Origin of the sequence: Actinocrispum wychmicini, from assembly GCF_004345645.1 — a bacterium.
In the GTDB taxonomy this organism is placed as follows: Bacteria; Actinomycetota; Actinomycetes; order Mycobacteriales; family Pseudonocardiaceae; genus Kibdelosporangium; species Kibdelosporangium wychmicini.
Genome location: NZ_SLWS01000006.1, coordinates 749,258 through 762,418, shown reverse-complemented (window position 1 = coordinate 762,418; position 13,161 = coordinate 749,258). Strand labels below are relative to the sequence as shown.

15 protein-coding genes are annotated in these 13,161 nt (G+C 68.8%); 10 read left to right on the top strand and 5 right to left on the bottom strand.

What is annotated here, in order from left to right:
- Positions 1–61 precede the first annotated feature (61 nt).
- Complete coding sequence (locus tag EV192_RS29960) at positions 62–1,168, bottom strand: coiled-coil domain-containing protein (RefSeq protein WP_243727142.1); 1,107 nt, start codon at positions 1,166–1,168, stop codon at positions 62–64.
- Between the two features lie 124 nt (positions 1,169–1,292).
- On the opposite strand from EV192_RS29960, the gene EV192_RS29955 reads away from it, so the two are divergent.
- Together EV192_RS29955 and EV192_RS29950 are read left to right on the top strand one after the other, a co-directional pair.
- Positions 1,293–1,667 (top strand): SPW repeat protein, encoded by a 375-nt coding sequence (locus EV192_RS29955; protein WP_132121251.1) that lies wholly within the window; start codon positions 1,293–1,295, stop codon positions 1,665–1,667.
- Positions 1,668–1,735: 68 nt separating this feature from the next.
- A complete protein-coding gene (locus EV192_RS29950; RefSeq protein WP_132121249.1) occupies positions 1,736–2,308 on the top strand; it encodes a TetR/AcrR family transcriptional regulator in 573 nt (190 codons plus the stop codon).
- Here EV192_RS29950 and EV192_RS29945 read toward each other — a convergent pair.
- Both EV192_RS29945 and EV192_RS29940 read right to left on the bottom strand, forming a co-directional pair.
- Positions 2,268–2,660: a hypothetical protein gene (locus EV192_RS29945; RefSeq protein ID WP_132121247.1), complete on the bottom strand. Its 393-nt coding sequence runs from the start codon at positions 2,658–2,660 to the stop codon at positions 2,268–2,270. The genes EV192_RS29950 and EV192_RS29945 overlap by 41 nt on opposite strands.
- Complete coding sequence (locus EV192_RS29940) at positions 2,657–3,136, bottom strand: MarR family winged helix-turn-helix transcriptional regulator (RefSeq protein WP_132121245.1); 480 nt, start codon at positions 3,134–3,136, stop codon at positions 2,657–2,659. Before EV192_RS29940 ends, EV192_RS29945 begins: the two co-directional genes overlap by 4 nt.
- A gap of 80 nt (positions 3,137–3,216) precedes the next feature.
- Between EV192_RS29940 and EV192_RS29935 the strand changes: the two genes are divergently transcribed.
- Positions 3,217–3,903, top strand: coding sequence for a hypothetical protein (locus EV192_RS29935; RefSeq protein WP_132121243.1), 687 nt, complete (start codon positions 3,217–3,219; stop codon positions 3,901–3,903).
- A 3-nt stretch (positions 3,904–3,906) separates the two neighbouring features.
- Here EV192_RS29935 and ccrA read toward each other — a convergent pair whose 3' ends face one another.
- Both ccrA and mce read right to left on the bottom strand, forming a co-directional pair.
- Entirely contained in the window at positions 3,907–5,238 is a 1,332-nt protein-coding gene (ccrA, locus tag EV192_RS29930; protein ID WP_132121241.1) for a crotonyl-CoA carboxylase/reductase, read from the bottom strand.
- 89 nt (positions 5,239–5,327) lie between these two features.
- Complete coding sequence (gene mce, locus EV192_RS29925; RefSeq protein WP_132121239.1) at positions 5,328–5,780, bottom strand: methylmalonyl-CoA epimerase; 453 nt, start codon at positions 5,778–5,780, stop codon at positions 5,328–5,330.
- 182 nt (positions 5,781–5,962) lie between these two features.
- Here mce and EV192_RS29920 point away from each other — a divergent pair, with 182 nt between their 5' ends.
- The 7 genes from EV192_RS29920 (at position 5,963) to EV192_RS29890 (ending at position 12,714) form a co-directional block, all read left to right on the top strand.
- The gene (locus EV192_RS29920; protein ID WP_132121237.1) at positions 5,963–7,141 is read left to right on the top strand and encodes an acetyl-CoA C-acetyltransferase; all 1,179 of its coding nucleotides are present in this window, start codon (positions 5,963–5,965) and stop codon (positions 7,139–7,141) included.
- Positions 7,138–8,112: a methylmalonyl Co-A mutase-associated GTPase MeaB gene (meaB, locus tag EV192_RS29915; RefSeq protein ID WP_243727141.1), complete on the top strand. Its 975-nt coding sequence runs from the start codon at positions 7,138–7,140 to the stop codon at positions 8,110–8,112. The genes EV192_RS29920 and meaB overlap by 4 nt, the downstream gene beginning before the upstream one ends.
- 65 nt (positions 8,113–8,177) lie before the next feature.
- Positions 8,178–8,942: an ABC transporter ATP-binding protein gene (locus EV192_RS29910; RefSeq protein ID WP_132121235.1), complete on the top strand. Its 765-nt coding sequence runs from the start codon at positions 8,178–8,180 to the stop codon at positions 8,940–8,942.
- 45 nt (positions 8,943–8,987) lie between these two features.
- Positions 8,988–10,202 (top strand): sensor histidine kinase, encoded by a 1,215-nt coding sequence (locus EV192_RS29905; RefSeq protein ID WP_132121233.1) that lies wholly within the window; start codon positions 8,988–8,990, stop codon positions 10,200–10,202.
- Entirely contained in the window at positions 10,190–10,837 is a 648-nt protein-coding gene (locus tag EV192_RS29900; protein ID WP_132121231.1) for a response regulator, read from the top strand. The genes EV192_RS29905 and EV192_RS29900 overlap by 13 nt, the downstream gene beginning before the upstream one ends.
- Positions 10,838–10,847: 10 nt before the next feature.
- Positions 10,848–11,456, top strand: a complete 609-nt coding sequence (locus EV192_RS29895) for an HD domain-containing protein (RefSeq protein WP_132121229.1) — start codon at positions 10,848–10,850, stop codon at positions 11,454–11,456.
- Positions 11,457–11,703: 247 nt separating this feature from the next.
- Positions 11,704–12,714 carry a helix-turn-helix transcriptional regulator gene (locus EV192_RS29890; protein WP_481729739.1) on the top strand — a complete coding sequence of 337 codons (1,011 nt, stop codon included), beginning with the start codon at positions 11,704–11,706 and terminating at the stop codon, positions 12,712–12,714.
- Positions 12,715–13,161 lie beyond the last annotated feature (447 nt).

Genomic DNA, 13,161 nt, shown 5'->3' with positions numbered 1-13,161 from the left:
TACCCTGCCGTAGCTACAACGACACAACCAGACCGAGGTAGTGGGTGTCCTGAGTGTCCGGTCAGGGGCGCCGGTTCGGGGTGGGCTTCGGCACCTCGATGGTCTCGGCGGCCTCGTCGGGCTCGGCCGGCTCCCAGGGCTCCTTGGGGGGGCCGCCGGCCGCCTCGGTCTGCGAGACCGTGGTGACCTTGGGGGGAGTGACCTTCTTGGTGGGGGCCTCGTCCTGCGGTGTGCGCTCCTCCGGCAACGGGTCGAGTACCGGGGTGGCGTTCGTCAGGACCACGTCCGCGTCCTGGATCAGGCTGCGGGCCTGGCGCAGCTGGTTGGCCACCCGGGTCCGCAGCTGGCGCAACGCGGCGACGCGCTGAGCCGCGTGGCTGATCCGGCGGTTGGCCTCGTCGGTGGCCTCGCGGACCCGCCGGTGCGCCTCCTCGCTGGCCTCCTGCAGTCGCGCCTTGGACTCGGTGAGGGCGTCGTGCCGGCGGCGGTTGGCCTCCTCGGTCGCCTCCCGGACCCGACGCTCGGCATCCGCCTTGCTCGTGGCCTCCTGCTCGGCCAGCGCGCGCATCGACTCGGTGCGGCGGGAGGCCATCGCGATCTCGAAGTCCTCCTCCACCTGCGCCCGGCGCTGCTCGGACTCGGCGTCCAGGCGGGCCCGTTCCTGCTCGGCGGCGGTGGTGAGAGCGGTGGCGTCCGCGCGGGCCTTGGCGATCACTTCCCGGTGCTCGGCCTCCATCTCGGCCCGCCGGACGTCCAGGCCGCGCAACATCTCCTCGTAACGGGCCCGCAGCGCGTTCGCGTCCGTCTCGGCCTTCGCGCGGATGTGGCCGGCCTCGGCCTCGGCCCGGGCCTTGGTCTCGGTCGCCTCGTCCTGGGCGAGCCGGAGCATCCGCTGCAGGCGCTCGCTCAGCCCTTCCAAGGTCGTCGGCGGCAGTGACAGGCGTTCCACCTGGCCGCGCATGTCGTCGATCTCCGAGCGGGCGATCTCCAGCTGGCGCGCCAGGTCCGCGGCCTGGGACACCGCGGCGTCCCGGTCGGCCGCGAGCAGGCGCAACTCACCGTCGACGCGTTCGAGGTGTTCCTCGACCTGCATCTTGCTGTAGCCGCGCTTGGTGATGTCGAAACCGACGCCGAGCGGCACGAGCTCGCGTTCGTCACCTAGAGCCATGGCCCCAACCTACCTCGCACACCGACTTGGCCAGCGGCGTATACCACATCACAGGTCTTGACCGGCCAGCCAACCAAGCGCACTATGCAGAGGTAGGACCTTTCTCCTTTCGGAGGTGATCGCCATGAGCGACACATCGACCACAAGGGCGTGGACGCGTTGGCAGGACTGGGCAGAGGTGCTGTTCGGCGTGGTGGCCGTCCTCTCGCCGCTGTGGTTGACGACCACGAACACCATCACCTGGACCATGATCGTGTTGGGCGCGCTGATCGCCCTGGACGGCCTGTTCTCGCTGGCCATGCCCGGGGTCGTACTGGGTGAGTACGTGCAGATCGTGCTCGGGGTGCTGATGTTCATCTCCCCGTGGGTGATGAGCTTCACGGACATGAAGGGCGCCATGTGGAGCGCGTTCATCATCGGCGCGCTGACAGCCATCGCCGGCGCGGTCGCCCTGCCCGCCGCCAACACCGCCCACCAGGGCATGGCCGGACAGCATTGAGTCTCTTGCGGAGCGCGCCCTGGGCTTGATGTGATGGCCCGGGCGCACTCCGCCGGAGGGGACTGAAAGTGTCGAACGACCCAGGCGCGCGGGAGCGGATCCTGACCGCTGCCGAGAAGCTGTTCGCCGAGACGGGTTTCGACGCCACCCCGACGTCCAAGATCGCCGAGGCCGCGCACGTGCCCAAAGGCCTTGTGCACTACTACTTCCGGCGCAAGTCGGACCTGCTGACCGCGCTCGTGCAGCGGCTGCCGGACGAACACATCGACCCCGTGAACGTCGTCGTCCCTGGCGACGTGGGCGCCAGCCTCCGAAAGTTGGTCGCCGAACTGGACGCGCGGCTGAGCAAATCGCGGATCCTGTCGCACCTGCTGTGGCGCGAGGCGGACACGCACAGGGCGGTCCGCGAGGCGTTGCAGGCGCGCTACCACTCGATAGTCACCCAGGTGAAGTCCGTGATCATCGCGGCCGGCGCCGGCGCCATCGCGCTGGCGGACGTGGACAGCGCGGCCGGCCTGTTCGCTCTCGCCGTGAGCTACCGCCACTCCGTGGCCAGGCACGCCGAGGAGGACGCGCCGTCGATGGACCGCGAGGTGGCGTTCATCGCGGACGCACTGAATCTGGGCGCCGGGCAGGCCTGATCCACAGCAGGCCCAACGCGGCCAACGCCAGCGCGACCCCGATCGGGCTCAGATAAGTCTGTGCCGGCAACGCCATCGCCGCGACACCGCCGACCGCCGTGATCGCCAGCATGATCGTCGCGCGCACGCGTGCCCTTCCTGCGGGCGTGATCCGTGCGAACACCACGCTCAGCACGGCAAGCACAAGATGCACGGCCAGCGCGCCCTGAGCGGCGCCGACAGCCGCGTTGTGATTTGGCGCGAGTTTGGTTCCGTCCAAGGCGTCCACGGTCGCGTCGAAGTTGATCCACACCAGTACGGCGATGACGACCTGGAAGACGGCGAGGCCGAGGAGACAGAGCCGGAGTTTCATCCGCGGAACCGCCAACGCGGCTCGCGTTTCGGCTGGTTGGCGCGTTTCGCGGCCGGGCCGCGGGCCGCCCAGTCGTCGGTGAGCCGCCGCATCAGCCGGACAAGTGTGCGCAGGTCCGCCTCGCTCCAGTCGGCCACAACGTCGGCGAACACGGCCAGACCGGCGGCCTCCAGCCGGTCCAGTTCGGTCAGCCCGGCCGGGGTCGTGGTGATCAGGCACGTCCTGGCGTCGGCCGGATCGGCCGCCACCGAGACCTGGCCCGCGTCCTCCAACGCCTGAACGTGCCGGGTGACCGACGACGGCGCCATGTCGAGCTGCTCACCGATCGCGCCCGGCCGGACCGGGCCACGCGCGGCGACGACCTGCAGAACGCCGACGCGTGCGGCGTCGAACGACCTGCTCATGCCCTGTTGGGCCTCGGTGACCAGCCGGAACGTGGCGCGGGCGACGTCCCGAACCGATTCCGTTCGTTCCATGAAGGAAAGATATCACACACGGAACCTCCACCAGACCTCCACGCGTTCGCACCCAACGGTGGCACCGGGGCGGCGTCTACGTGGATGTGACGTTGGAACAGAACCCCGCGGACAGTTCGGTGCCCGAGTCGACACCGCGACAGCGACCAAGGATGTGGCCGGCGGTGGTGGTCCTGGTGACCGGCTGGCTGGTGCTGGCCGGACTGCACTACTTCCAGCTGCGGATCGCCACCACGACCCTGTTCTGGATCGCCGCCGTGTACTTCGGTCCTTTGCTGTCGGCCGTTCCGTGGGTCGTCCTGGTGGGTGCCACCGCCATCGCGGGCAGGCTGATCTGGCGGCGGGCGCGGTGGCGTGGCGTGGCCGCGTTCCTGGTCCCGTCGGTCGTCGTGGGTGTGGTCGTGGCGTTGGTCAACTGGCAGTACGTCTACAAAGTCAGCTGGTACCGCCTGCACCGGTCGGACTTCGCGGCCGTCGCCCGGCTGGCGGACGACCGGACCTGGACCGCCACGGCGCCCCAGGGCTACTACGGCCCGAAACTGCCCGCCGAGTACCAGTACCTGTCGACCGTCGACAGCCTGTCGCGGATCGGCGTCAACCGCGGCACGCCGGTGTGGTTCCTGTCCCAGTGGGCCGGCATTCCGGACGGCGCGATCGGATACGCCCACATCACCGGTGACATCGACGAGACGGCGGAGCTGGACGGCTTCGGCGACCCCGTGAAACCGACCGTCTACCTGGGCGACGGGTGGTGGTGGGTGGAGTGACGGTCAGACGCCGCGGAACCGGTTGATCTCGTCCACGTGCTTGGCGCGCAACTGCGGGTTCGTGACGCCGAGGCCCTCGGTGGGCGCCAGGCACAGCACGCCGACCTTGCCCTGGTGCACGTTGCGGTGCACGTCGTACGCGGCCTGGCCGGTCTCGTCCATCGGGTACACCCTGGACAGGGTCGGGTGGATCTTTCCCTTGGCTATCAACCGGTTCGCCTCGGACGCCTCCCGGTAGTTGGCGAAGTGCGAGCCGACGATCCGCTTGAGGTGCATCCACAGGTAGCGGTTGTCGTACGAGTGCATGAAGCCCGAGGTGGACGCGCAGGTGACGATCGTCCCGCCGCGCCGGGCCACGAACACGCTGGCGCCGAACGTCTCCCGGCCCGGGTGCTCGAACACGATGTCCGGGTCGTCGCCGCCGGTCAGCTCCCGGATCCGCGCGCCGAACCGCTTCCACTCACGCGGGTTCTGGGTGTCCGGGTCCGACCAGAACCGGTAGTCCTCGGCCGCCCGGTCGATGATCAGCTCAGCGCCCATCCGCCGGCAGATCTCCGCCTTCTGCGGGCTGGAGACCACACAGACCGGGGTGGCGCCGCCGTTGAGCGCGAACTGGGTCGCGTACGAGCCGAGGCCGCCCGAGGCACCCCAGATCAACACCGTGTCGCCCTGTTTCATGGCGGCGCCGTTCGTCGACACCAACTGGCGGTAGGCGGTGGAGTTCACCAAACCCGGGGACGCCGCCTCCTCCCAGGTCAGGTGCGCCGGTTTGGGCATCAGCTGGTTGGATTTCACCAGTGCCAGCTCGGCCAGGCCGCCGAAGTTCGTCTCGAATCCCCAGATCCGCTGTTCCGGGTCCATCATCGTGTCGTTGTGGCCGTCCGGGTGTTCCAGCTCGACCGAAAGACAGTGCGCCACCACCGCGTCGCCGGGTTTCCACGCCTGCACGCCGGGCCCGGTCCGCAGCACCACGCCGGCCAGGTCGGAGCCGACCACGTGGTACGGCAGGTCGTGCCGCTTGGCCAGGTCGGACGTCCGGCCGTAGCGGCGCAGGAATCCGAACGTGTCCAGCGGCTCGAAGATGGACGTCCACACCGTGTTGTAGTTGATCGCCGACGCCATCACCGCGACCAGCGCCTCGCCGGGGGCCAGCTCCGGCGTTGCCACGTCCTCGACGTGCAGCGCCTTGCGCGGGTCCTTGTCGCGGGTCTCCAGGCCGGCGAACATCTCCACTTCGTCGGCGTGCACGGTCACCGCCCGGTAGTGGTCCGGCACATCCAGATCGCCGACCGCTGTCCACTCGCCCGAAAGAATGGCGTCACGAATCTTTTCCACGGCGTGCCTCCAGGTCGCGAATGCCCGGAGGTTAACCACCGGAAAGCGTAGATCACCACAATTGTGAGACCTGCGCCACTGGAACCGATTCAGTCCGCGGGCTGCACGAATTCGACCAGGACACCGCCGGTGGACTTGGGGTGGACGAACTGAGTACGACTGTTCTGTGTACCGTGTTTAGGTTCGTCGAAGACAACCTTTAGGCCTTTCGCCCGCAGCGCCTCGGATGTCTCTTCGATGTCGGCCACCCGATACGCCAGTTGCTGGAGTCCTGGGCCCTTCTTGGCCAGGAACCTGCCGATGGTCGAGTCCGGCGTCAGCGGCGCGAGCAACTGGATCGCGGTACCGGTGCCGTCGTCGCCCGGGACCCGGAGCATCGCCTCGCGGACGCCCTGCTCCTCGTTCACCTCGACCGCGGCGACCACGAGCCCGTACGTCTCCTGGTAGAACTCGATCGCCTCGTCGAGGTCCGGGACGGCGATGCCGACGTGGTCGATGGCTGTTACGACGGCTGCGACCCGTGCGCCTGATTCCTGAGACATACCCTCAAGGGTAGGCACGTCGCGCAACGCACGCGCGAGGAGGCGGTGGGGGTGGGCGCCCCCGCAGGGGGTCGGTAAACAGAACTGTGGTGTGCGCGACACAACTCGTTCGTCGGAATCGGTGCAGTCCCTACCGCTGGGTATCGTCTTGGGTTAACGAGCGCTTGCATTGGAGGCTGCCTGTGTCCGGTTCCGTCATCGTCGCTGGAGCCCGTACCCCGATGGGTCGGCTCCTCGGGGGCCTGAAGGACTTCTCCGGCACCCAACTCGGTGGGTTCGCCATCAAGGGCGCGCTCGACCGGGCGGGCGTGCGCCCCGAGCAGGTGCAGTACGTGATCATGGGCCAGGTGCTGACCGCAGGCGCGGGGCAGATCCCGGCCCGGCAGGCCGCGGTGCACGCGGGCATCCCGATGAGCGTGCCCGCGCTGACCATCAACAAGGTGTGCCTGTCCGGCCTGGACAGTATCGCCCTGGCCGACCAGCTGATCCGGGCAGGCGAGTTCGACATCGTGGTGGCCGGCGGCCAGGAGTCGATGACCCAGGCGCCGCACCTGCTGCCGAAGTCGCGGTCCGGGTTCAAGTACGGCGACGTCACGATGGTCGACCACATGGCCCTTGACGGTCTGTTCTGTGCGTTCGACCAGGTCGCGATGGGTGCGTCGACCGAGAAGTACAACTCGCGCTACAGCTTGACCCGCCAGCAGCAGGACGAGTTCGCGGTCCGCTCGCACCAGCGCGCCGCGGCAGCGGCCACGAACGGGATCTTCGCCGAGGAGATCGTCCCGGTGTCCGTGCCGCAGCGGAAGGGCGACCCGCTCGTCATCGCCGACGACGAAGGCATCCGCGGCGACACGAACGTGGAGGCGCTGGGCAAGCTGCGTCCGGCGTTCTCCAGTGACGGGACCATCACGGCCGGCTCGGCGTCGCCGATCTCCGACGGCGCCGCCGCGGTGGTCGTGATGAGCAAGGCGAAGGCGGTGGAACTCGGCCTGACCTGGATCGCCGAGATCGGCGCGCACGGCGTGGTCGCCGGGCCGGACGCCTCGCTGCACGAACAGCCGTCGAACGCCATCAAAGCCGCGCTGGCCAAGGAGAACCTCACGCCGCAGGACCTGGACCTGGTGGAGATCAACGAGGCGTTCGCCGCGGTCGGCATCGTGTCCACCGAGCAGCTGGGGATCTCGCCGGACAAGGTGAACGTGAACGGCGGCGCGATCGCGCTCGGCCACCCGATCGGCATGTCCGGCGCCCGGCTCGTGCTGCACCTGGCGCTGGAGCTCAAGCGGCGCGGCGGCGGGGTGGGCGCCGCGGCGCTGTGCGGCGGTGGCGGCCAGGGTGACGCGCTGGTGATCCGCGTTTGATCGGTAGCCGTCTGATCGACGTCAGCGAGCTGGTCGACCGCGCGCGGGAAGGACAGCCGCGCGCGGTCGGTCGGCTGATATCGCTGGTCGAGGACGCGCATCCGCAGTTGCGGGAGGTCGCGGCGGCGCTGGCGCCGTTCACCGGACGGGCCAGGGTGATCGGCCTGACCGGCCCGCCGGGCGTCGGCAAGTCGACGTCCACATCGGCCCTGCTGACGTCCTTGCGGGCGGACGGGAAAAAGGTCGGCGTCCTGGCGGTCGACCCGTCGTCGCCGTTCTCCGGCGGTGCGCTGCTGGGCGACCGGATCCGGATGCGGGAGCACGCCACGGACCCGGGGGTGTTCATCCGGTCGATGGCCACCCGGGGACACCTCGGCGGCCTGTCGTGGGCCGCCCCGCAGGCGTTGCGGGTGTTGGACGCGGCCGGGTTCGACGTGGTGCTGGTCGAGACAGTCGGGGTTGGACAGTCCGAAGTGGACGTCGTGAAGCTGGCCGACACCACGGTCGTGCTGCTCGCGCCCGGGATGGGCGACGGGATCCAGGCAGCCAAGGCCGGTGTACTGGAGATCGCGGACGTGTTCGTGGTGAACAAGGCCGACCGGGACGGCGCCGAGGCCACCGTCCGCGACCTGAAGACCATGGTCGCGATGTCCCGCAAGGGAATCACCGGACCCCTGTGGCGCCAGCCGATCCTGTCGACCGTCGCGTCCACAATGGACGGAATAGCGGACGTGGTCGGGGCGTTGGCCGCCCACCACGACTGGCTGGTCGCCCACGACCGGTTGGTGGAGCGCCGGCACCGTCGGGCCCGCGCCGAGGTGGAGGCGATCGCGCTCGAAACGGTCCGCGCCAGGATCGACGGACCGGGCGATGAGGCGTTGAACCACCTGGCCGCCCAGGTCGCGGCCGGCTCCCTGGACCCGTACACGGCCGCGGACCACCTCGTCGCCGGTCCGCCGTGGTGGGGCTAGCCCCACCTCCAGGTCGGGTGGCTGACCCATGTCCTCGCCTGCCCTCGGTTCGTAGCGTCTTGGTCATGAGCACTCAGACATTCGCGCCGGTGGTCACGCCCGCGCTGCGACTGGCCGGCGTGTCCAAGGTCTACGGCTCCGGCGACGGGCAGGTGCACGCGCTGCGGAACGTCAGCATCGAGCTGCGTCGCGGCACGTTCACCGCGGTCATGGGGCCGTCCGGGTCGGGCAAGAGCACGTTCCTGCACTGCGCCGCCGGGTTGGACCAGCCGACCAGCGGGCAGGTGTGGCTGGGCGACGCCGAACTGTCGAAGATGAAGGAGACGCAGCTGACGGTCCTGCGGCGGGAACGCATCGGGTTCGTCTTCCAGGCGTACAACCTGCTCAGCTCGCTGACCGTGCTGCAGAACATCACGTTGCCGCTGCGGCTGGCCGGCAAGCGGGTCGACCGTGGGCTGCTTGACCAGGTCGTGCGGTCCGTCGGGCTGGCCGACCGGATGAACCGGCTGCCCAGCGAGCTGTCCGGTGGCCAGCAGCAGCGAGTGGCCATCGCCCGCGCGCTGATCACGCGGCCCGACGCCGTGTTCGCGGACGAACCGACCGGCGCGTTGGACACGAGGACCGCGCGTCAGGTGCTGGAGCTGCTCCGGCACGTGGTGACTGACATGGGACAGACTGTGCTGATGGTGACGCACGACCCGGTGGCCGCGTCGTACGCCGACTCGGTCGTGTTCCTCGCCGACGGTCAGCTCGCCGGGGAGATGCGGCGTCCCACCCCGGAGCGGATCGCCGCGCAGATGACGCACCTCGGCGAACCGGATTTGGTGTAGCCCGCTGCACTGTGCCCGACCGAGACGAACGGCAGACTGGTTGACATGCTGAAACAGTGGGGGAAGAGCCTCGGGTACCTGGCGGTGGTGGGGGCGCTCACGCCGGTCTCGATGCTCTTGCTGTTCTTACTGCCGATGTCGGCCATGTCGATCGTGGCCGCCGGCCTCGGGTTCGTGCTGATCCCGATCGTGGTCATGATCATCAGGCTGTGGACGGACCTGCACCGGTCCCTGATCGGCCTGGTGCTCGACGAGCCGGTGCCGTCCGCGTTCCGGCCGCCGACGGGGTCGATCTTCCGGCGGCTGGTGCAGGTGGCCACCGACTCCAACACCTGGCGGGACATCATCTGGCTGGTGCTGAACTGCTTCCTCGGGTTCGGCATGGCCATGCTCGGCCTGGTGCTGTTGGTGTTCGCCACGGTCGGTACGTTCGTCGCCCTGTTCTGGTGGACCGTGCGGGACGGCGACTCGATCCAGTTCATGGGCTCGCACGTCAACAACTTCGGCATGGCTCTGCTGCTGGGCGCGCCCTTGGCGATCTTCAGCGTGATCATTGCCTGGTACGCGATTCCCTTCCTGGCCAAGACCCATGCGCTGATCTCCAAGGTGCTGCTGTCGCCGTCGCAGCTGGAGGCGCGGGTGGAGGAGCTGACCGAGACCCGGGCCGGCGCGGTGAACGCGCACGAGGCGGAGCTGCGCCGGATCGAACGCGACCTGCACGACGGCACCCAGGCCCGGCTCGTGTCGATCGCGATGCGGCTCGGGGTGGCGGAGAAGTCGCTGCCGCAGGACGACCCGGCCGGGCTGCTGGTGCGGGAGGCGCGGGAGGGCGCCGAGCAGGCCATGGGCGAGCTGCGGGACGTGATCAGGACGATGTACCCGCCGATCCTCGCCGACCGTGGCCTCGCCAACGCGCTCGCCGCGTTGGGCGCGCGCTGCCCGGTGCCGGTGGGGGTGGAGGTCGGCGAGCTCGGGCGCGTCCCGGCGGCGGTGGAGACGGCCGCGTACTACGTGGTGGCGGAGGCACTGACGAACGTCGCCAAGCACAGCCAAGCGACCCGGGCGTCGGTCCGGGTGACGTGGGACAACGCCCTGGTGATCATCGTCGCGGACAACGGGTTCGGCGGCATCGACGAGTCCCGCGGCACGGGCGTGCTCGGGATGCGGCGCCGGGTGGCCGCGCTGGACGGTACGTTGACGGTGGACAGCCCGAACGGCGGGCCGACTGTCATCTCCGTGGAGCTGCCTTGCGCGTCGTGATCGCCGAGGACAACGTGCTGTTGTCCGAGGGGTTGAACCTGCTGTTGCGGACGAGCGGCATCGAGGTGGTGGCCACGGTGATCGACGGGCCCGGGTTCGTCGCCGCGGTCCGGGAACACACGCCGGACGTGACCATTGTGGACGTCCGGCTGCCGCCGTCATTCCGGGACGAAGGCCTGCGCGCGGCCCTGGAGGCGCGGGCGGAGTTCCCTTCGCTGCCTGTGCTCGTGCTGTCGCAGTACGTGGAGGAGACGTACGCGGGTGAGCTGCTCGCCGACGGCCGCGGCGGTGTCGGCTACCTGCTGAAGGACCGGGTCAGCCGGGTGGACGAGTTCGTGGACGCCCTGCGTCGCGTCGCGGCGGGCGGCACGGTGATGGACCCGGAGGTCGTGGCCCAGCTGCTCGTGCGCAGGCGGCGAGGCACCGACCAGGTCGGCTCCCTGACACCTCGGGAACGCCAAGTACTTTCGTTGATGGCCGAGGGACGGGCGAACAGCGACATCGCGACCCACCTGACGGTCACGGAACGTGCCGTGCACAAACACATCGGCAACATCTTCGCCAAACTCGACCTGCCGCCGAGCGACAGTGGTCACCGTCGCGTCCTGGCTGTGCTGGCGTATCTGAACCGCTAGCCTGCTGGTCATGCGCGACGAGTGGGACAACGCGGTGACCGAACTCGGCGGCCGGCCCACATCGGCGTCGGACGACTTGATCCGCCGGTATGCCGAGCCTCACCGGAAGTACCACAACGGTGGACATATCGAGGCTGTCTTGCGGGACGCGCGGCTACTGTCCGATGAGGACGATCCCGTGTTGAGGCTGGCGATTCTCGCGCACGACGTGATCTACGATGCCGAACCGGGCGCGGACGAGCGGGCGAGCGCTTCCTGGGTACGGGCCGCCCTCCTGCCTACGGGTATCGGAGTGAAACACATCGATCAGGTGGCCGGCTTGGTGCTTGCGACGATCACACATGAGTCCGACGACCCGTTGGCGCACATCCTGCTCGACGCTGACCTGTCCATTCTCGCTGCGGCGCCGGACGTATATGACTTGTATACAAGGAATGTGCGTGCGGAGTATTCCGCGTACCCGGATTCGGTGTGGCGGCAGGGGCGTTCGCGGGTCTTGAAGTCCTTGCTGGAGCGGGAGAATCTCTATCAGACCGCTCAGGCCCGTGCGTTGTGGGATTCGAACGCTCGGGCCAATTTGCTTCGGGAGCTTTCCGGGCTTGCTTCCGGTTCGGTTTGACATGGGGACCCCCGCGGCGGGTGCAAGCCGACTACGCCGGCAGGCCAAGGGTTCTCTCGTCCATCCCGACAGGTCCTTCACCGGGGTGTCTTTTTGGCCTGCCGCCGCAGCCAGCTTATACCCGCCGCGCCCCATGTAAAACCGAACCTCACAGGTGCACAGGGCTGCCTTTGTTGGGCGCTGACATCATCCCGCGTCAACTTGGGTGCCACGCCGGGCAGTCGGGTAGCCTGGTCGCCGTACCTCTCTGCAGAGAAGGATCATGGCCGAGACCTTCGGCGCCACGCTGCGTCGACTCCGGAAGCGCGCCGGGCTCAGTCAACCGGCGCTGGCCCGGCGTGTCTTCGTGAACCAGAGCACCATCTCACGGCTCGAAACCGGCCGGCTTGCACCGGACGCCCGACTCGCCGTCCGGGTCGACGCGGTACTTGATGCCGACGGCGCGCTCATCGCCCTCACCCGCCCGGCGGCTGGCCTGCTCACCCCGGACGATGCCGACCGACTCGACTACATCGCCGCCCACGCACGGCGCCTGGACCTGCCGGCCGTCGAGTCCCTGGGAGTCGTTCTCGGCGGGCTACGGCGGCTGGAAGACACAGTCGGCGCAAGCATGATGATCGAGCCCGTACGCGCGCAACTTGCGCTTGTCGCCTGTCTCGTCCAGGAATCACGCGGCGGCCTGCGCCCGCACGCTGTACGGGTCGGCGCCCAGTGGGCCCAGTTCGCTGGGTGGCTCAGTACCGCCACCGGTCACTACCCGAAAGCGGACCGATGGTTCAGTCGGGCGTACGAGTTGGCGACTGAGGCGGTGGATCGCGACATGGTCGCCACCGCGCTCAGCTTCAAGGGCCACTTGGCGTGGCTTACCGGTCAGGTGAACGCCACCATCGGTCTCTCCCAGGCAGTGCAACGGCAAACAGGTGTCTATGCCGGACAGTTGGCGTACGACGCCCTGCAGGAAGCCAGGGGCCACGCCGTTCTGGGTGACAAGGACGTGGTGGATCGGAAAGTGGACGAGGCGAACGATCTCGCGCTGCTCGCCGTCGAGCAACTGCCAGACGCGCCACCGTGGCACTACTATCGGCACGACGCTTTCTGGCTGCTGGAGGAGGGCCGGGTGTACCGGTACCTCGGCCGGCCAGTGCGTGCTGCCGAGTTGCTCACGGCTGGGCTGGATACCTTGCCGGCCGAGCAGCAAGCGGCGGAATGGGCCGACAGCTATCGCCGTGACCTGGCTTCGTTGGTGCCGGTTGCCTGACTATGCGCGTCTATGCGGATAGCCCCTGATCTGTCTTTGCTCATCCGTTTCCGCCCGTAGCGTCACATTCCGAGTGAGGAGAGTGACGCACATGGACAGCCAGTGGTGAACCCGCTCGACATGGTGTCGGATGATGCGGGTGAGTTCCGGGTCTACCTCGGTGCCGCAGTCGGGCGCGCACGGCAGGCGAACCCGTGAACTGGGTTGCGCTGGGCAGAGGTCGGTATCGGACCGAGGCCGAGGGCGAAGTGTGGTGGCTTGTCGCCACGCCTGGCGAGCGGTGGCCTTGGCTGTTGCACACAGAACGCGAGCAGCGTGGCCGCCCTGTGATCGACAGACGGCAGGAGATCGGCGCTGTTTCGTCGGAGGCGGCACAGCGTGCGGCCGAGGTGTGGCTGAGCCTCGCGAAGCTGTGCGGCTAAGAGCGTGTCTCGCGTGGCTGCTTGG

Coding starts and splice junctions, on each gene's coding strand:
- EV192_RS29895 (WP_132121229.1), top strand. CDS start 10,848: ATGCGCGACGAGTGGGACAACGCGGTGACCGAACTCGGCGGCCGGCCC.
- EV192_RS29910 (WP_132121235.1), top strand. CDS start 8,178: ATGAGCACTCAGACATTCGCGCCGGTGGTCACGCCCGCGCTGCGACTG.
- EV192_RS29905 (WP_132121233.1), top strand. CDS start 8,988: ATGCTGAAACAGTGGGGGAAGAGCCTCGGGTACCTGGCGGTGGTGGGG.
- mce (WP_132121239.1), bottom strand. CDS start 5,780: ATGTCTCAGGAATCAGGCGCACGGGTCGCAGCCGTCGTAACAGCCATC.
- EV192_RS29960 (WP_243727142.1), bottom strand. CDS start 1,168: ATGGCTCTAGGTGACGAACGCGAGCTCGTGCCGCTCGGCGTCGGTTTC.
- EV192_RS29940 (WP_132121245.1), bottom strand. CDS start 3,136: ATGGAACGAACGGAATCGGTTCGGGACGTCGCCCGCGCCACGTTCCGG.
- EV192_RS29945 (WP_132121247.1), bottom strand. CDS start 2,660: ATGAAACTCCGGCTCTGTCTCCTCGGCCTCGCCGTCTTCCAGGTCGTC.
- EV192_RS29955 (WP_132121251.1), top strand. CDS start 1,293: ATGAGCGACACATCGACCACAAGGGCGTGGACGCGTTGGCAGGACTGG.